At 44.4% G+C, this 18144-nt stretch carries 14 protein-coding genes and 1 pseudogene; 12 read left to right on the top strand and 3 right to left on the bottom strand.

Features of this window, described 5'->3' with window-relative positions; all coding sequences use genetic code 11:
* The first annotated feature begins 3 nt into the window (after positions 1-3).
* The 4 genes from A8L45_RS11655 (at position 4) to A8L45_RS11640 (ending at position 6054) form a co-directional block, all read left to right on the top strand.
* Positions 4-699, top strand: coding sequence for an aspartate/glutamate racemase family protein (locus A8L45_RS11655; RefSeq protein ID WP_068902431.1), 696 nt, complete (start codon positions 4-6; stop codon positions 697-699).
* Positions 700-1071: 372 nt separating this feature from the next.
* Positions 1072-1767, top strand: a complete 696-nt coding sequence (locus A8L45_RS11650) for a response regulator transcription factor (RefSeq protein ID WP_083228311.1) — start codon at positions 1072-1074, stop codon at positions 1765-1767.
* A 53-nt stretch (positions 1768-1820) separates the two neighbouring features.
* Positions 1821-4211: an ATP-binding protein gene (locus A8L45_RS11645; RefSeq protein WP_068902430.1), complete on the top strand. Its 2391-nt coding sequence runs from the start codon at positions 1821-1823 to the stop codon at positions 4209-4211.
* Between the two features lie 370 nt (positions 4212-4581).
* Entirely contained in the window at positions 4582-6054 is a 1473-nt protein-coding gene (locus A8L45_RS11640) for a hypothetical protein (protein ID WP_068902429.1), read from the top strand.
* 259 nt (positions 6055-6313) lie between these two features.
* Here A8L45_RS11640 and A8L45_RS11635 read toward each other — a convergent pair whose 3' ends face one another.
* The gene (locus tag A8L45_RS11635) at positions 6314-7006 is read right to left on the bottom strand and encodes a GntR family transcriptional regulator (protein ID WP_068902428.1); all 693 of its coding nucleotides are present in this window, start codon (positions 7004-7006) and stop codon (positions 6314-6316) included.
* A 244-nt stretch (positions 7007-7250) separates the two neighbouring features.
* On the opposite strand from A8L45_RS11635, the gene A8L45_RS11630 reads away from it, so the two are divergent.
* The 8 genes from A8L45_RS11630 (at position 7251) to A8L45_RS11600 (ending at position 16797) form a co-directional block, all read left to right on the top strand.
* Positions 7251-8270 (top strand): ABC transporter ATP-binding protein, encoded by a 1020-nt coding sequence (locus A8L45_RS11630; protein ID WP_068902427.1) that lies wholly within the window; start codon positions 7251-7253, stop codon positions 8268-8270.
* A 17-nt stretch (positions 8271-8287) separates the two neighbouring features.
* Positions 8288-9631, top strand: a complete 1344-nt coding sequence (locus A8L45_RS11625; RefSeq protein WP_083228310.1) for an ABC transporter substrate-binding protein — start codon at positions 8288-8290, stop codon at positions 9629-9631.
* Between the two features lie 50 nt (positions 9632-9681).
* The gene (locus tag A8L45_RS25020) at positions 9682-9981 is read left to right on the top strand and encodes a hypothetical protein (RefSeq protein WP_217492154.1); all 300 of its coding nucleotides are present in this window, start codon (positions 9682-9684) and stop codon (positions 9979-9981) included.
* Positions 9982-9985: 4 nt separating this feature from the next.
* Positions 9986-10543 (top strand): ABC transporter permease, encoded by a 558-nt coding sequence (locus A8L45_RS11620; RefSeq protein ID WP_245680706.1) that lies wholly within the window; start codon positions 9986-9988, stop codon positions 10541-10543.
* Position 10544: 1 nt separating this feature from the next.
* Positions 10545-11366 carry an ABC transporter permease gene (locus A8L45_RS11615; protein ID WP_068902424.1) on the top strand — a complete coding sequence of 274 codons (822 nt, stop codon included), beginning with the start codon at positions 10545-10547 and terminating at the stop codon, positions 11364-11366.
* 11 nt (positions 11367-11377) lie between these two features.
* Positions 11378-12097: an aspartate/glutamate racemase family protein gene (locus A8L45_RS11610; RefSeq protein WP_068902422.1), complete on the top strand. Its 720-nt coding sequence runs from the start codon at positions 11378-11380 to the stop codon at positions 12095-12097.
* An 889-nt stretch (positions 12098-12986) separates the two neighbouring features.
* Complete coding sequence (locus tag A8L45_RS11605) at positions 12987-14456, top strand: hypothetical protein (RefSeq protein ID WP_068902420.1); 1470 nt, start codon at positions 12987-12989, stop codon at positions 14454-14456.
* A gap of 19 nt (positions 14457-14475) precedes the next feature.
* Positions 14476-16797 (top strand): hypothetical protein, encoded by a 2322-nt coding sequence (locus A8L45_RS11600; RefSeq protein WP_068902418.1) that lies wholly within the window; start codon positions 14476-14478, stop codon positions 16795-16797.
* Positions 16798-16895: 98 nt separating this feature from the next.
* Here the strand turns inward: A8L45_RS11600 and A8L45_RS24190 are convergent.
* Positions 16896-17074, bottom strand: a pseudogene (locus tag A8L45_RS24190) (IS66 family transposase); the annotation flags it as partial.
* A 254-nt stretch (positions 17075-17328) separates the two neighbouring features.
* On the bottom strand, positions 17329-18060 hold the full coding sequence (locus tag A8L45_RS11595) for a helix-turn-helix domain-containing protein (RefSeq protein WP_068902416.1): 732 nt from the start codon (positions 18058-18060) through the stop codon (positions 17329-17331).
* Positions 18061-18144: the final 84 nt, after the last annotated feature.

The raw sequence follows: 18144 nt of genomic DNA, 5'->3' as shown, positions 1-18144 counted from the left end.
ACTGTGAGCAACTCATCGAATAAATACCGCTTACTGGTTGTCAATCCGAACGCTAACCCTGCCGTGACAAAGCAGGTGCAAGAATCAACCGACAGTGTATTAGGTTCCGATTGGCATGCATTAGCCATCAATCCGGCTCAAAGCCCGTTTTCCATTCAAAGCCAATATGACCGGGAATTGGCGGAGCCCTCTGCAATAGAAATATTAAGGTCAAATCCAGACTATGACGCTTATGTCATGGCATGTTTTGATGATATCGCAGTCAATGCCGGCAGACAATTTCTTGATTCTCCAATCATTAATCCTGTTGACGCCTCCATTGCGATGGCGCGTTTAGTCGCCTCGCGATTTAGTATAGTGACAACGGTCGAGGCCATGGTGCCAGGGATAAGAACACACATTAAGAGGCTAAGGGCCTGTGAGGAATGTACAGTGAGGGCCGCAGGTATCGGTGTTGCTGAGGCGGCAGCCGCAACTGACGAGATTCTCGACACTCTGTATTACACCGTAGAGCAAGCCTGCTCTTCTGACGGTGCCGAGGCCATTATTCTTGGTTCAGGAGGCTTAACCGGAATGGCGGGACTGGTGTCTGAGCGGTTTGGTATTCCTGTCATAGATAGTGTCGAAGCCGCAGTGCTATTGGCAACGGCATTAAAGGGATGCCTGCCAAACTACAGTCGAATATCTACACGCTCTTAATATGAGTGTGCGGCGATTTTCGTCAGCTGAAATGATTGTTTAAACAAAAGCCTCGCCTCTACTGAGGCTTTTGATCCCCCATTGCCACGACAAATCATCTCCATCCTTGAAGACGCAGACAGTAATCTAGTGCTCCTGTATGTGTACCAAAACAGGTATTACTTTGGTTTTGCTCGTGCGTTACTGCAATAATGCGAGGCATTATCCAAAGACAGGGCAAGTTAAAAAGATCTCAGTCACTTACAATTTTAACGCACTGATATGTATGAGAATATGATGTTCCTATCATAGTGCGGCATATAGAACACGCATTAGGGCATCACTGTAAAAAGGTCGCACACACCATCACATGAACGTCATAAGGAACATGATATGTATGGCATGAATCACAAACACAAAATTCTTGTGGTAGAGGATGACGCCATTACCGGGGAAATGACGGTGGACGTGCTCAAAGATGAAGGCTACGACGTCAAACTGGCGACGACAGGGAAAATGGCTGAGCAACATGCCCAACGCTTCGAACCTGATTTGATCCTATTAGATTTAGGCTTGCCTGATATCGATGGTGCCCGCCTTGCTAAACAGCTTAAAAAAAACATCATCACCACCAATGCTCTGATTGTGGTCCTGTCTGCCCGCGACGACGATCTCGATATTGTGCTAGGCCTAGAATCCTACGCCGATGACTATTTGACCAAACCTTACAAACCCAAAATGCTGACGGCGAGATTGAAAGCGGTTCTACGACGTAAGCAGACCCAGAACAATGATCAGGTCATCGTATTAAATGATTGGGAATTGGACCAATCAACACTGTCAGTGAGAATTAGCGATGAGAGCATTGTGTTATCAAAAAATGAGTTCGACATTCTCTACACACTCGCTTCTTACCCCAACCGCATCTATTCCAGAGAACAGATTGTCACCTTGGCAAAAGGGGAAGGCTACCCCATCACCGACCGCGCGATCGATATGAGCATCGCGAGAATCAGAAAGAAGCTGGGCGACGCAGGAAAATATATCGAGACCGTCAGAGGGGCTGGATATCGCCTTTCACTCGCTTAATACAGGCATAGAAAAAGAAAAACAGACATAAAAATACGAGGCCGGGAGACAGCATGAGCATCAAACTAAAGCTCATTATCGGGTTTGCTATTGTATCCATTCTTGCCGCATTGAACGGCTTATGGGGGTTGGTTGAACTCCGGCAAGTCTTGAATACCTTTGATCGCGAAATTCCCAGAGGGATTTCACACCTTAAACATCATGCGGAAATGGACGGGCTCGCTAAAGATATCCGCTTCTATGATGAGGTGCTGTCACAAAGCGTCAGGAACTACGCCTACACTGAAAATCAAGAATGGAAACAGCGCTATCTCACTTATTCCCCGCAGCTCTCGGCAGCCATCAAACAAGCGATTGAGCAGGGTAAAGTCGACAAACAAAGCATTTTCGAACAGTTGGAGAAAACCAATCAGGCACTGGTTGCCGCAGAAACCGATGCGCTGACTTTGATTGATCAAGGAAAGGCATCAGCAGCCATTCGCCTTATCGAGGGCGAGCGCTATCAATCACTCAAACGTCTCTACTCAGATCAATTGGAAGCGTATCACTCCGACCGACAAATGAAACACAGTCAGGCCTTTATCGCGTCCATTGACGAATCGGCGCGAGCAACGCAAACCTTCCGTACTCAACTGCACGTCATCATGAAAGAAGTCACGATTATCGGAATCATTATTTTTGTGATGTCGTTAATCATCGGTCTGCTGATCACTCAGTCTATTGTCAAACCTATTCATCGCTTGTTGCTGCGGATCCAAACGGTAGACGATAGCGCAATCAAAAGATCAGCCCAAAGAAAGTCTGAAAGCGAGACCATTCGATTGCTACACGCTTTCAATCGTATGACAGACAACTTGGTGTCTGCCAACAAACAACTGTCACAATCCAAAGCTGAGTTGGAAGAACGTGTCGCGTTGAGAACTGAGCAGTTGCAACAGGCCAACGCGGCAAAATCGCAGTTTCTTGCTTACATGAGTCATGAAATTCGAACACCGCTCAACGCCATCATTAACCTGTCTTCTCACCTTACCCGCGTTAATCTGCCAATTGAGCATCAAAAGACGGTCAATACCATCAATGAATCCAGTCGACACTTGCTGTCTATTGTCAACGAGGTGCTGGATCTGTCTAAAATTGAATCAAAAAAACTGACCTTACACCCAGTGTATTTTGACCTTCACCTCGCCATGCAGAGCGTCGTCGATACCCTCAAAACGGATGCTGATAACAAAGCTATCGCACTGAATTTTGTTTATCCGGATACTGCCCCCCACTGGGTATATGCTGACAAAGTCAGGGTGAGACAGATCATCATCAATCTCGTCAACAATGGCATCAAATTCACCAAGCATGGCAGTGTTACCCTCACAGTGAGTTACCAAGCACCGGAGCCGTCATCTCACCCAGAGACCGGGACGTTTACCTTTACCGTGCAAGACACCGGGCCGGGTATAAATAACGAGGACCAGAAAAGGTTGTTCGAGAATTTCAAACAACTTCACAACCCGGTTACTCAGCAACACCAAGGGAGTGGTTTGGGACTGGCGATATGTAAAGAATTGGTCACATTAATGAAGGGGAATATTGAGATTGAAAGCCATGTAGGTTTTGGTAGCAAATTCAGATTCTCGCTATCGCTTCCATTGCCACCGCCCGACTATCAAGCGAGCAACCACAATGAGCAGACCGTCATATCGGACCATCTGCGCGGCCGGAAGATCATATTGGCGGAGGATAACCCTACCAACATCGCGGTAGCACAATTGTTTTTTTCTGAACAACAGCTCACCATCACCACGGTAGAAAACGGCCAGGCATTGCTTGATCAACTCAACCGAGAGCAATTCGATATTATACTGGTCGATTTGGAAATGCCGATAATGGATGGACTCACCGCGACCCACCATATCAGAACAGGGAAAGCCGGGCTTACTCACCAGCAGGCCCCCATTGTTGCGCTATCCGCGCACTCGACCAGTGATCATGAGCGACGATGCCAAGAAGCAGGCGTCGATATCTACTTGCCGAAACCTATCGACTTCCCACTGCTTTTTAAAACACTGGAAAACCTGTCTACCCAAACCTCATCCCATTCTGCTTCCACACCATCCAAGATAAAAGATGACGATAAATATGCGCGGCGGATGAAGAAATATCGTGCCCTGTTTTTGGCAGAAATACCGCTTATTGTGTCCGCCTTTGAGCAGTACATATCAAAAGATCAGATGTCGACGGAGCAGTTCACTCAGATCCAAAAAACGGCGCATAAACACAAAAGCTCCAGCGGTCAGTTAGGTTTTAGTGAGGTGTTCGAATACCTTCAACATATTGAACAACAAGCAAAAGAAGAAAATATTCAGGCCGTTAAGCAAACGTATTGTCTGCTGAAAACCGCTCTCAGGCGCGTCGAAGACGAACTCGTCGCCGAAGCCGCCTCACCTTAAACGTACGCAACACCAGTTGATATAAAATGATGATTGAGGTGGTTTGGCACCTCAATTTATAGCGATAACCGCCGTGGCAACATCCAGACCTTTCAGCTCTTTTCGTTATGGTTCTTATCGTTATGGTGCATGTCGTCATGGTCCTCATCTTTTCTGCTTTCATCTCCCTCAGTGCCACTCATACCCTCCCTCATCGCCAATATTTATTTGTCGAAAATTACAAAGTGACAGATGGTTACACGAAGTTATGTGCTTGTGACAGCCCAGTTACCAAGCGGGAATATTCTTTTACCTGAGCAAAACGCAATGACATCCCAATGAGCGGATGTTCGCCTGACAAATATCATTGATAGATGAGAAGGAAAAGCATATGACACGTTTAACTTCGATTGCAGCTGCTACCGGGTTAGCCCTGTTGACCATGACAACTGGCGCGCAAGCAGCCGACATTACACAATATTGCAACGTTAACCAAAAAGCATCGGCATCAGTCATCGGCAGCATTGACCCAGAACTCGAAAACGTTCTCTCTCAATGTTATGCCATTTCACCCGGGAGCTCTGTCGTTTCAGCCCTTACCAGTGAGATGAGCTTTGGCGACAACTTACAGCACATTCAACCAACTAGTCTGACTGTGATTAACTTTGATGACGGCGCGATAACAGTACCGAACCGCCTTAATGACTTATCAGCAAAGGCATTGTCTGCCAAATTGAAAAACAACGAAGTGCTGTTGTTAATCAATGCCGACCCCGCACTGCTTGGTGAACTGACGGGTGTTACGCTTGAGGGTCAAAAATATGCCATGGTACGACACTTTAAAGGTCATCCAATTGTAGAGTTTTTTAATGACGACCCAAGAGACGATACCCTCTCGGTCAATGCACAAGCACAGGATCTCCTGAACACCGAAGACGGAACCGAGATATATAAACCCTATACTGAGGCGGATAACACCCTTTTCGGCGACAACATGGTAGATGAACAACGGCTACCTAATCAGTTGGTCAGAGCCTCACTCAATGATGCTTTTCCACAGATCGAGAGTCGGATAACGACCAGCAGCAACGAAAACAGTTTGCCTGAAAAGCAGGTACACAAAGGGTATGTCACTTTCCATGACTCACGCTCCATAGATGGTGTGCAAACCTTCGATAACAACGTATCAGTAGAATTCACACTTTTAGCGTCACACAATCCCTATAACAAGTACCTTCGTCTTGTCACCATGGGCGCAGGATTTAACCCGACATCAGGGAAAGGGCTTTACAAAGACAACAGCTACGACCGAGGCATGTTCCACAACAACATCAGTCTCTCGATGAAACCCGTTTCAAACAATATGACCCTTGAAACCCACTCGCCGCTCAATGTCAATGGCGCCACGACCTACACCGCCAGTTCAGAAGTTTCTGTGGGAGTTGATGTGTCAGAAAACCCCGGGTTTAGCGCGTCTTACACCATCAGTAAATCGACCAGCGAAAACATCAGTGACTTTGATATCCAAAATCACACCAGTGGTAACCAAGCCAAGTGGGATTACAAATTCAGTCGCACTAAAGATAACAAATTTAATATGTTCTACGACGGTGGCTTTATGAGAAAAGGTAAAGTGTACGGTGTGCCGAATCTGGCAAAATTTAACCTGACGCCAGTTTCTACAGCAGTTTGGCGCATCCCGGGTGGGGACACAGGTCGCAAACAGGTCATCATGAATATGAACGCACAGTATATGCATGCATGGGTAACAGGTAACTGGGCAAGCTTCACTAAACACTGGAAAACCTATGATTTTGGTATTAACCGAGTTCCACAATTCGATTTCAGCAAAGTATCAAGTTAATCCAAATCCTCAAAAGTGAAAATGTGCGCCGCCTCGGCGGTGTACATTTTTGCTCCCCGACAACAACCTTAAACGTAATTAATGCCTCGGATAATAAAGATGCGCTATTGTAGATTTTTAAGATAACGCGAGCGGCAGGTCATATAGGAGATCATAGAAGCGCGGGTAGATGCAATCAGAGAATGAAGAATCACTCTGTAAACTGCGTTGTAGTAGAGAAATGGATTAATTCAGATGTTGGAAGTCGATACCCGGGCGACTAGCGGAGAAAAATACTCTCCAAATCCACTGTGCGATCCTTCCAGAACGATATGTTGAGGTCATCTTCAATCTCTTGAAGATGCGATTCCATCAACCTGATCGATTTTGATTTGTCACCGTCTGCAATTGCCTGAATAATGTTGTGGTGGTCGTGGCAACCACACACCACCTGCCCACCTCTTTGATAAAACGCAATAATCAGCGAGCTTCGCATTATAAGGTCATTCAGCATATCGGTGAGTACCTGATTGCCATTCAAATGGGCAAGCAAGAGATGAAAATCACCCGACAGTTTTATCACGTCACTGCGATTACCTTTACTTCTTGCCAGTTCCTCTTGTTGTACGTGCTGCTCCATCCTGGCAATGTCTGATTTCGTCGCAATACCGACCAGATTCTCAATGATGCCGCGCTCGATCAGTCCTCTCGCAGAGAGCACGTCTTTTGCTTCCTGTAAGGTTGGCTCTGAAACACTAGCCCCTTTATTTTGTGACACAGTCACAACGCGGCGAAGTGCTAAACGTTGAATCGCAGACCTGACATGATTTCGATTAGCTGAAAAAACCTCAACCAGCTGACTTTCTACCAGTCTGGTGCCGGGTGGCAAGCGCTGATCACTGATAGCCCGACTCACTGCCTCAATGATGCGGTTAATCTCTGACTCTTTATGTGATTTACCAAGAACTCCCATTGCGATCCCTTAGATTGGTCATTGGTTAAGAATTGCATACATTCGTTCATCCGCCAACCACTAAATTTTATCACCTTTGATGCGCGCTATAGTAGAGATTGTTTGCACTAATTTGTAGCAGGCATGCCTTATTAACAAGCATTAAAACTGAGTAAACATCTGTTATTAGTGATATTGATTAACTTGGCATATTACCTGCTGTACACGACTTAAGATTGTTAGCAATCTATCTTAGGAGTGAAGTATGAAAGGAAATGTCAGTCTGGTAGGCCTAACAAAAAAGTACGATAGCAGTCTTGCCGTTAGCGATATTAACCTGACAATCGAAGCTGGTCAGTACTGTTGCCTTCTCGGTCCCAGTGGTTGTGGCAAAAGCACCACATTGAGGATGATTGCGGGGCATGAGTCTGTTTCTTCTGGTCAGATTTTGCTCAGTGGCAAAGACGTGACCCACCTTTCACCACGTCAGCGTGGCACCGCAATGATGTTTCAGAACTATGCGCTTTTTCCACACATGACATGTTTGGAAAACGTGGCGTATGGGCTCAAAGTCGCTGGCAAAAACCGAGAGGACAGAACAAAAGCAGCGTTGGATATGCTAGCGTCAGTGGATATGCAGGACCACCAGCATAAAGTTCCCGCTCATCTCTCCGGTGGCCAACAACAGCGTATTGCGCTCGCACGGGCACTGATCTGTCAGCCCGATGTCATTTTGCTTGATGAACCACTCTCAGCTCTCGACCCATTTCTTCGTATCCAGATGCGAAAAGAACTCAAACAAATCCAGCGGCAGCTCGGGCTAACCTTCATTCATGTCACCCACTCTCAGGAGGAGGCTTTTGCTCTGGCAGACATTGCTGTGGTGATGAAGGACGGTGTTATCGAGCAAAGCGGCACACCCAAATCCATCTTCGAGAGGCCCGCATCCGCTTTTGTCGCAGACTTTATCGGCGGACATAATGTTATTTATCCAAGTCTTGCGCTCTCTGACTTCTCCTCCCCTTTTTCCATACGGGCAGACCATATCGAGATCACGCTACCTGACGGGCAAAACAGCGACGAAACGGTCTCGGTGCCCGCAGAAATTATCGATGTAGAGTTTCAGGCCCAGTTCTATTTCGTTGAAGCAGATATTGGCAATGGACAGCGCTGTATGTGCTTTATTCCAGAACACAAACTAAATCCCCTTCTTGTCTCATCCGGCCAGAAAGTCGACCTCAACTGGCGAAGGGATCACATGAACCCTTTCAATATCATCCACTAGCGACCAAGGAAAGGAATATGAAAGACGATAACACGACAAACACAAGCACAGATATCAACGATACAGATGTCAACAGCACAGACGCGCCCAAAAACAAATCACGCCGAAAGTTTATCAAGGGTGCATCTGTCGCAACGGCTGCCGCCGTCAGTAGCAGTATGATCACTGGCTTCCCGATGATTTGGGCACAGAACATCAAAAATATCACGCTGCGTCAGTTCGGTACTGGTGTATCCAATCTCAATGCCATTGCCGAGCAATGTAAAAAAGACTTGGGCTTCAACTTACAGCTCACATCACTGGACTCCGACAGCGTAACGCAACGAGCGGTGACCCAACCCCGTTCTTATGACATTGCAGACATTGAATACTGGATTTGTAAAAAGGTCTTCCCATCCAAAGTATTGCAGCCCCTAAATACCACGAGACTTAAACTGTTCGACAAGATCTCACCACTGTTTATCAATGGAAAGCTGACACCCAGTTCACCAATCGCACAGGGCACAGCACCTCATACCGTCGGCTTTGTTGAAGGAAAAGACTCTACGACGTTCGCCCCGTCACCCACCGACTGGATGACACTGATACCCACTATTTATAATGCTGACACGCTCGGTATCCGCCCTGACCTTATCAATCGCCCAATAAAGAATTGGTCCGACATCATGGATCCGGCATTTAAGGGTAAAGCATCAATATTGAACATTCCCTCTATCGGAATCATGGACGCCGCGATGATCTGTGAGTCCATGGGAGCAGTCTCATACGCCGACAAGGGCAACATGTCTAAAGACGAAATAGATAAAACAATTGCTGTGCTGATCGACGCCAAGAGACAGGGTCAGTTCCGTGCATTTTGGAAGTCGTTCGATGAATCCGTCAACCTGATGGCGTCGGGCGAAGTCGTTATTCAGAGCATGTGGTCGCCCGCTGTGGCTGCTGTTCGCAGCCGCGGTATTCCTTGTGTTTATCAGCCCCTCAAAGAAGGCTACCGCGCGTGGGGAGGCGGACTCGGCCTGGCATCTCATCTTTCTGGCCTTGAGCTCGATGCCGCCTATGAGTACCTGGACTGGTACCTGTCAGGCTGGGTGGGAGCATATCTCAACCGTCAGGGCTATTACAGTGCCGCACCAGAGACATCGAAAGCCTTCATGACAAATGACGAGTGGGGATTCTGGATCGATGGCAAACCGGCCTCATCCGACATCCTGAGCCCGACCGGGCAGCTGATGGAGAAGGCCGGTGCAGTTAGGGATGGCGGCTCTTACTGGGATCGGATGGGCAGTGTTGCTTGCTGGAATTCTGTGATGGATGAAAACAAATACATGATTCGCAAGTGGAATGAATTTATCGTTTCATAAATCACCATTCACAGGCTGGCTAGCCAGCCTGTATATTTTGAGGTTGAACTATGCAATCAGTGAGAACTACAGAGAATAATAGTTACTGGCAAGCAGCTCCTCTCGTTAGTGTATTAATGGCTTTTTTGGTTTTTCCTATTCTGGTTATCGTGGTTGTCAGCTTTTGGGATTACAACGAATTCTCAATTATTCCCGACTTTATCCTTGAGAATTATCAATATCTTCTCACCTCTCACGTCACTTGGCAGGCGTATCTCCAAACTCTGAAATATGCCTTCATTACTTGGCTACTTACGCTGACCATTGGCTTTTTTTGTCGCTTATTATCTGGCTTTTTTTGTGAAAAGTAACAATATGCAAACGATCCTATTCCTCGTTTGCACAATTCCATTCTTAACATCCAACATCATCAGAATGATTTCTTGGATCCCACTCTTGGGCAGAAACGGGCTTATTAACTCAGGACTTCAGTCTGCTGGTATCGTAGACGCTCCATTGGAATGGTTGCTATACAGCGATTTCGCCATCGTTCTAGCGTATGTTCATCTCTACACCATGTTTATGGTCGTCCCTATTTTTAACTGCATGATGCGTATCGATCGCAGTCAGATTGAAGCAGCCATTGATGCAGGGTCGAATAGTGTTCGTATTTTGACTGATATCATCATTCCACTGTGCAAATCCGGCATCATCATTGGCAGTATCTTTATTTTCACTCTCGTGATGGGCGACTTTATCACTGTCAAAGTCATGGGCGGCGGAATAAAAGCGAACATCGCCATCCTGATCTATAACGAAATCTCTCTGCTTCAATATCCTGCAGCTGCAGCTGGGGCCGTCGTATTACTGGTAACCGTTATCACCATGTTGGTCATTTTGCTCCGCTTGGTTGATATCAGAAAGGAAGTCTGACATGAAAATAAAGCACCGAACATTTATTGTTATGACGACTATTTTCTCCATATTTGTGTTGTTCCTTTACGGGCCGACGTTAACCATTGCAATACTGTCTTTTCAAGGAGAACAAGGCGGGCTGACCTTTCCCATGCGCGGGATATCAATGCATTGGTATGGACAACTGTTTGAGAAACAAGCCGTAGGTGATTTTGGCATGGCCTTGGTCAGATCAATAGGACTGGGCTTAGCCGTGATGATATCAACTGTCGTGATCTCATTAATGGCAGGTCTCGCGTTTCGCCGCCATTTCGTCGGAAGCGGGTTGGTATTTTATGTCACTCTTGCCAGTCTTATTATCCCCTCGATCTTGGTCAGTCTCGGTATTGGTCTCATGTTTGATCGACTAGGATGGAACGCTGACTGGTATAGCTCTGGGTTTGGCGCACATATGACATGGACCTTACCATTTGGCTTATTGATCATGTTTGCCGTATTCAATCGGTTCAACCCACATTATGAAATGGCATCGGACGATCTCGGAGCCTCGCAATGGCAGACTTTCCGCTTCATTCTTTTGCCGCTGCTCATGCCCAGCCTTATCGGTGTCGGCCTCTTTGGTTTTACACTGAGCTATGACGAGTTTGCTCGAACACTGATGACGTCAGGGAGCTTTAATACCTTACCACTCGAATTATTTGCAATGACCACCAATGTCACTACGCCAGTGTTGTATGCACTGGGAACATTAACCACCTTTTTTTCGTTGTTAATGATCATTCTTGCAGCAGTCGCCGTTCGTTCGTTGCGTTCAAAAACGCAATCAGAAGCCATTCATTAACGGAGCCGACCATGATTGACATTATCAACCCAAACGGATCTTCATCCATGACACAGCAACTGGCGGATAGCCTAAATAATACTGGTGTCACTACTCAACGATTACGGTTTCACTATTGTAAGGACGCACCGCTCAGTATCGAAGGATTTGAAGATGGTGTGCGGGCAGCATACTATCTGACAAAACTGATTAAACAGCGAGATGAAAGGGACAACCCAGCAGAAGGCTACGTTATCGCCTGTTTCGACGACACTGGCGTGGATGCCGCTCGCGAAATTACTGCCAGACCCGTGATTGGTATTGGTGAAGCATCAATGAAAGTGGCGACTTACCTTGGTAGTTCCTTTGTTGTTATGACAACGCTTCAGCGTTCCGTTTCTATTATCGAACGAAATGTCATGTTATATGGACTCCAAAGTCATTGTTCAGGCGTGATTGCCTCGAATATACCAGTCCTCAGTCTGGATACAGAGCCTGATGCTTATGACTTAATAGTTAGGAAGGCTCGACGTGCACTCGCATCCTCTTTCGGTGAAGTACTCGTTTTAGGTTGTGCTGGCATGAGTCACTGGCAAAAGAGGTTACAGAGTGAATTAGGTTTGCCCGTTGTTGATGGCGTACAAGTCGCTATAGCATTGATAAATGCCTTCTCTAATATTGGCCTGTCCACTAGTAAAGTATGCAGCTACGCCTACCCAGAGAAAAAGCAACCTTTTACTGATGACAAGTAAAGCTGGCGTGTTCGTTGATAACGATGATCCCTAATATCGACATTCAAACAAGATCAGCTAAACATCGATATTGTTAACTGATGACAAGGGGAGAAAACTAACCGTCAATATCGTCTGAATGAGTAAACGATCACTGCCGATCACCTAAATTTCAGCGCGACTATCAAAGCCTCTCTGCCTGAACAGGAAATGCCAGATATACTTTAGGATTAATGGCATAGTCTATGTAAATAGTCCGGCGATTCTTTAAGCGAGTTTCGGAAAATGTTTTAACCGACATTGTCACTTTTTAGATAATGAGAACCAATTAGCTTTTCTAATTTAAATAACTATACAGTAGGCCCATCTAAATCTGCATCGGGTATTCTGATGTAGCTAGGAATCGCCAAGCGATACATTTAGGCTGTGGGCAAGTGAATTGGATTAATTTTGAAATGGTAAATAGGTTCGGTGAAAACGTTACGACTATGATCGCCCCTGACAAAAAAAGGGCTCAGTACAGTACCGATGAGTGGGTCGATTAAAAAAGAGCGGGTAAAATGACAACAATCAACTAATATAAGTTGTTATGTTTACTATATAGACTTCCCTAAAACCTCTAATAATTTACATTATCAAAAAACAGATAATTATTTATTAGAAATAATTTAAAGGATAAACTCCTAATTATAAAATAAACTAACATGTAAAATTAAACTAGCTTTAATTTATATTAGTGATAATAAATGTTAATCAAAAATAAGTATGTGAACTTTATGAACAAAAAGAATAATAAATTTTTAAATAATATCTTTATTTACATTAAACGGTGATTGTTCTAAGTTAATACTCTAAGTCATATTCAAATTAATACAGATATAACAACGTCAGTTAGTCGAGGGTATGAATTATGAGTGATGTAAGATTAGATATAAAAGCCACAAATAGACAAAACTATAATGATAAAAGTGATAATGATGATAATGTAGGAAATAATAATAATAATAAGGAGAGAGAAGGAAAGGATAAACGCTCAATTGCTCACAACAAATTAAAATTACTAAAACAAGATCAACATACAGATAGTGTCGCAGAGAAAATAAAAAAACAGCATAAAAATAATAATGATCAATCTGAGAAATCTCTTAGCAAATTAAAAAATCTTACACAAGAAAGCCAATCAAATAAAAAAAGTATAGAGCCAAAAGATACTAACAAGCAAGCACAGAGTATAGAATCTTCTAATAGAAAACCTGATAAAGCTAACCAGTTATCTCGTTCAGCAAGAGCCGCTCCTGCATCGGGACAAGGAAAAAGTAAGCCTGAACCTGAAGATGATATATTATCTCAAGCAATTCTCGATAATGATCAGGTAAGTAAATTGCCTGGTCAAATGTTTAAAGCTCTTAAAAGAATTGAACATGCATTATTTGATACCAGGAAAGAAAACAAGGTAATTGATGATGTCAAAGCCGTCCTTAAAACCATTGCAAGTGCTCCTGTTGTAGCTAAAAGCGCTAATAAAATCCAAACCGATTTGAATTATTTTCATGAGGAATTTTTTAAAAAAGCAGAAAAACTTATCAAAAATAACAAAGCAAAGATTTCCAATTTGGAAAATAGAGACACCTGGGAAAGTGAAGATAGAGCTTACAAAGATTTACAAGATGTCAAAGATAAAGTCACCAATGAAAAGAATAACCGTCAATATGCATTAAGAAGTCTAAGGAATCAAGTAGACGAAAAAATAGAAAGACATAAGAAAATCCATCAAAGTGCAGTTAGCATAGAAGAAGCCAAACTTCTAAAAAGTACGAACGATTCAGAAGCCCTCAGAAAACATAACGCGAGATTAAAAGAATTAAGAGATCAACTTAATAAAAAGATAGAATCTGAAGAAGAAAATTTTACAAAGGTTTCTAAAGAATTAAACGAAAAATCAGATAAAACTATAAAGCGCATAGAAACACCGAAATTAATTAGAGATAAAATAGATGCATTAGAACAGGAAAATAAGCTTGCTAGAGCACAACTTGACGGAGATCAGAGAGATAAGCTTCAACTTGCAAGAAAACTTGTCAGGAGTGAGGCTTGGCGAACAGGTGAGGCTGGCGCTGCAGCGATGAACTTCATAGCCGCATTGGTTGATCCTGAGTCGTCCGATGCAGCCAAGGTGTCTGCTGGATTCACTTTCGTAGGAGAAACGCTTCGCAGTGTTTCGGCTGAAATAGACTTAAGAAGAGCTGCACAAGAAAAAGAATGGGAGTTGAAAAAAAAGGCGTTCGATGCAGAACAGAAATACATACCCAAAGACAAAAGAAAAATAAACCCCTTTATAGATAACCCTTATAAAAAACCTAAAAACTGTCGAGGAAATTAACAACGCTTATGATAAAAAATTGACCTCTACTCAGCTATTAAATAAAAATAAACAAGTACAAGCTCTTAAAGATCAATTTAAAAATAAAAACCCTAGTGGTATAGATCTTACTAAGGAACAAGCAATCGAAATCGAAAAATTAACATCTGATTTATACGAAGAGTTCTTAGGCGAAAAACAAGCACAGAAACGACAAAAAGATATATTTGAAAATGTAAGAGTAGCAGAAAATAAAGAAGATTTTGATCTTCATATGAAGACTCGTCAAGAAGCTGAGCAAGTTGTAATAAACCGTGAGTTTGAACAAAAGCTAAGCGATGATAAACGGAAGATTTTAGCTGGTAAGAGAGCTGAAATAACTGAAAATACTAGTGATCAAACTGAGAGAAATCAAAAGATTTTTAAACTTGAGAGAGAATTTCTTTCTAAGGAACTAGATCAAGATCAACAGCTAAGATATATCGAAAAAACAGAAAAGATAAAACAAGACCACAAACCGAACAGCGATTTCTACAAAGTAAGAACCAAGGTGCAGAATGCGGCAAAAATTGCAACCTTAGCAAACTCTGTAACTAACGCCATAGGAAATATTGTAGGTGCAGTAGATGATGCTAAAAACTTATATGATGAGAATGGAAATGTCGTTCCCCAAAGAGCCGTCTCTCTCGCATCGAATGTCGCTGGTGCCGCCGTTCAGACAGGATTAACAATCTCTGTTGCCGCTAAAACAATCGCCAGAGCAACCCAACACGCTAGTACGGCGCAGTTACTTACAAGGTCCTTTTCTACAGCAGGACAATTAACTGGCCTTCTGACTGGCCCACTTAGTATCTGGGCAGGCGTAGAAAGCGTCAAAAACGGGCAAATTACAACTGGTGCAGTCTCAATTACTAGCGGTACACTTTTCACTGTTTCGGGAGTAGCAGCAGTAGGATCTCTTGCAGCCGGTGCTGTAGGTGCAACGACAGCAGCAACGACACTCGGATTAATTTCGACAGGAGCTGGTTATCTTGCTGCGCCTGTCGCAGCGTTGGGGCTGTCAATCATGGCAGGCGATGGGGCTATTGATAATGAATTAAATCGGTTTCGATTGAACTCTGCAAAACGAGCATTCGCCGGCGAAACCTACTCACATAGTTATGAAGCAGAGCAAAAGAAAAATAAGGAAGATACGTTAGAACAAAAAGCTAACGAAGTTGCGAAAAAATATCGCGTCTCACCCAGAGTCGTTATTGCAAACGATCCCCAAGTGGATCAAATGTTAAATGCTCACCCGACTCGTCCTTTCGGCGACGCACATGATACAAATTACTGGAATAACTCACCAGGTTACGGTTATTCGGCAACAACGGGTGTACTTTCCTCACGAACTCAGGCCGACGGCTCTAATGAAATCGACACAGATATTGTTCCTCTTGCTGTCGATTTAGAAAACGGTGCTGACCAAATAGAACAAAATGTTTCGATACACAGGGTACGACGCGGTGGAGCATGGCAAGTTGGTACCCTTACGAATTGGGGCAACCAACCACAACTCCCATTCCGAGAGGCAGCGTTAGACTTGGCTATTAATGGCGAGCCTGCGCAAATAGAGACGGAGAAAGATTTCATCATAACTGAAATGAGCGGAACGCATAACGTAGTTCTGATAGAGGGATTACAACCAAGAAGGTCAGACATATATTCAAATGAGAAATCTCTGATGGACCAGAATGGAGAAGAGTTTGAATACAAAAGGTTGACAGAAAGTCAGAGAAAAACACTCCTAGAAACAGGCACCGTCACAATCAAACACAAGTCCTTCGGGGGAACAAGACAAGGCGAGGATCGAGTGCTTACTTTTCAGGTAAATCCTACAGAAAATAATAAAGACAACCATTTGGCCTCGACAACGGTCGGGCACATAGATAATCCTTTCACACCAAGGGTTGTAGCCACGAGTGCTCAGCATCCAAGTATCGTATCTCTGAATAATATTCAACGACCAACAGAGGTGACGATAAGGAACGGCGGTGATATTGTCGAAGTGTCAGGCCCACTTTCTAAGCCTATTTTGTTCGATGTGACACAGTTAAATCAGGCTGACGCCGACAAGTTTAACAAAATTGATTTGCGGGGTTACGCCCCTGACACAGGTAACGCTCAAACAACGACCAATGTGCTCAAAGGACCCGGCGTATCTCATTTCGATAGTTCAAGAGATGATGGCCTCAATTTCGAACAAGCACCTAACCAACAAGTCACTGGTGAGGAGATTCTCAGAATCCCCGTAGACGGCGGTGGCTTTATGCTCGTAAAAATGAGACCAGACCAGACAGTTGAAGATTTCTTTCTGGTGTAATTTCAAGCTTGCGTAAACAGATAAACACGTGGAACTCAGCGATTCAAAATAATTGAGTCGCTGTTCCTTCTAGAAACTCTATGTTTCTGTCAGGTTAAATTCGCTTTTACTGTTGCGATGGTGCCATATAGAAGATCACCGGCTTGCGCACCGTTCGGGGTGTTGGGGAATAGCCTTTTTTTCTTCCAATAACCAGCGATTTAATCTCCCACTCGAGACGGCTATCATCGATAAACAAATGCCCATCATCCAGATAGCGTATCAACTTCAACCACTGAGCACGGTATGATTACTTTACCGAGCTATGGTCAAATCTGGTGTATGGATTCATAATCAATGTCCTGCTGGTTTTCCTCAGCTTCGCGAACCCCATCCCGGAATTTCACTCTCTCATAACACCAGCTATTGGCAGCGATCACATAGATACGCTGCTATATCTAAAACATCTACACCACATTGTCAGTTAGGGTAAACGGTTGTCCAGCTGTTATCGGTCAGTGCATAGTTGGCGATTTTATATTCAACATCCTTCTACGGTTTTCTCTTTCGCACAAACTGCTTCGGCGTAGTGCGCGCAATCTGCTTACATTCACGCGTCATGTGTGCCTGATCGGCAAAGCCCTGCTCCAGTGCCAGATCCGCCAAAGACATATCTGGTTGTACTCGAAGCTGCTCTAAAGTCTGTTTCACCCGTGCGATACGCTGGTAATGTTTGGGCGTGATCCCCAGCCATTTTTGGAATTTACGCTCTCTCTGGCGTTGACTGATCGCCCCTGTCTGCGGGTGAATAATATGACCGACATCCCGAGGGTCACATTCTGCGATCAGAGCTTGGGTCCAGCGGTATAGCGTCGAAATTCTCGCCGACGGCGAACGTGCTGCTTGTAGAAATGCAAATGTCGGCAACGCTGAACAGGCAAGAGGATGATCGTCCACAATCCGCATCGACTGCTCTAAGCGTTTACCGAACAACTGATAACCGACTGCCGGATGAAAACGCACACCCGCCATTACTGTGCCAGGCGGCAGGCTGAACTGATGGGCCAGCGTGCTGACGGGCATTAGGTGAACGCCCGGTACCTGCCACTCGCCGTCCATCTGCACATCATTTTTCAAAATGAACGTCACTCCTGTACCGGCGTCACTGAGTAATTGTCTACGCACGGTTTGCGGTGTATCAGGATGCACGGAAACCGACCAGATTGCCTGAATATGGCTGGCTAACCTCCCCCGTGGTTTGAAAATCTCTAAGTCTAGCTTCAAACGTATTATCCTATATAAACTGAACTCAGATAAGAGAGTCGAATACATATATTTTTCAAAGTCTTAAGTAGATATGTAAGTCGT

The sequence above is a fragment of the Veronia pacifica genome, assembly GCF_001707825.1.
GTDB lineage: Bacteria > Pseudomonadota > Gammaproteobacteria > Enterobacterales > Vibrionaceae > Veronia > Veronia pacifica.
This window is presented reverse-complemented; position numbering and strand designations above follow the sequence as displayed.

Coding starts and splice junctions, on each gene's coding strand:
- A8L45_RS11650 (WP_083228311.1), top strand. CDS start 1,072: ATGTATGGCATGAATCACAAACACAAAATTCTTGTGGTAGAGGATGAC.
- A8L45_RS11645 (WP_068902430.1), top strand. CDS start 1,821: ATGAGCATCAAACTAAAGCTCATTATCGGGTTTGCTATTGTATCCATT.
- A8L45_RS11640 (WP_068902429.1), top strand. CDS start 4,582: ATGACACGTTTAACTTCGATTGCAGCTGCTACCGGGTTAGCCCTGTTG.
- A8L45_RS11635 (WP_068902428.1), bottom strand. CDS start 7,006: ATGGGAGTTCTTGGTAAATCACATAAAGAGTCAGAGATTAACCGCATC.
- A8L45_RS11630 (WP_068902427.1), top strand. CDS start 7,251: ATGAAAGGAAATGTCAGTCTGGTAGGCCTAACAAAAAAGTACGATAGC.
- A8L45_RS11625 (WP_083228310.1), top strand. CDS start 8,288: ATGAAAGACGATAACACGACAAACACAAGCACAGATATCAACGATACA.
- A8L45_RS25020 (WP_217492154.1), top strand. CDS start 9,682: ATGCAATCAGTGAGAACTACAGAGAATAATAGTTACTGGCAAGCAGCT.
- A8L45_RS11620 (WP_245680706.1), top strand. CDS start 9,986: ATGCAAACGATCCTATTCCTCGTTTGCACAATTCCATTCTTAACATCC.
- A8L45_RS11615 (WP_068902424.1), top strand. CDS start 10,545: ATGAAAATAAAGCACCGAACATTTATTGTTATGACGACTATTTTCTCC.
- A8L45_RS11610 (WP_068902422.1), top strand. CDS start 11,378: ATGATTGACATTATCAACCCAAACGGATCTTCATCCATGACACAGCAA.
- A8L45_RS11605 (WP_068902420.1), top strand. CDS start 12,987: ATGAGTGATGTAAGATTAGATATAAAAGCCACAAATAGACAAAACTAT.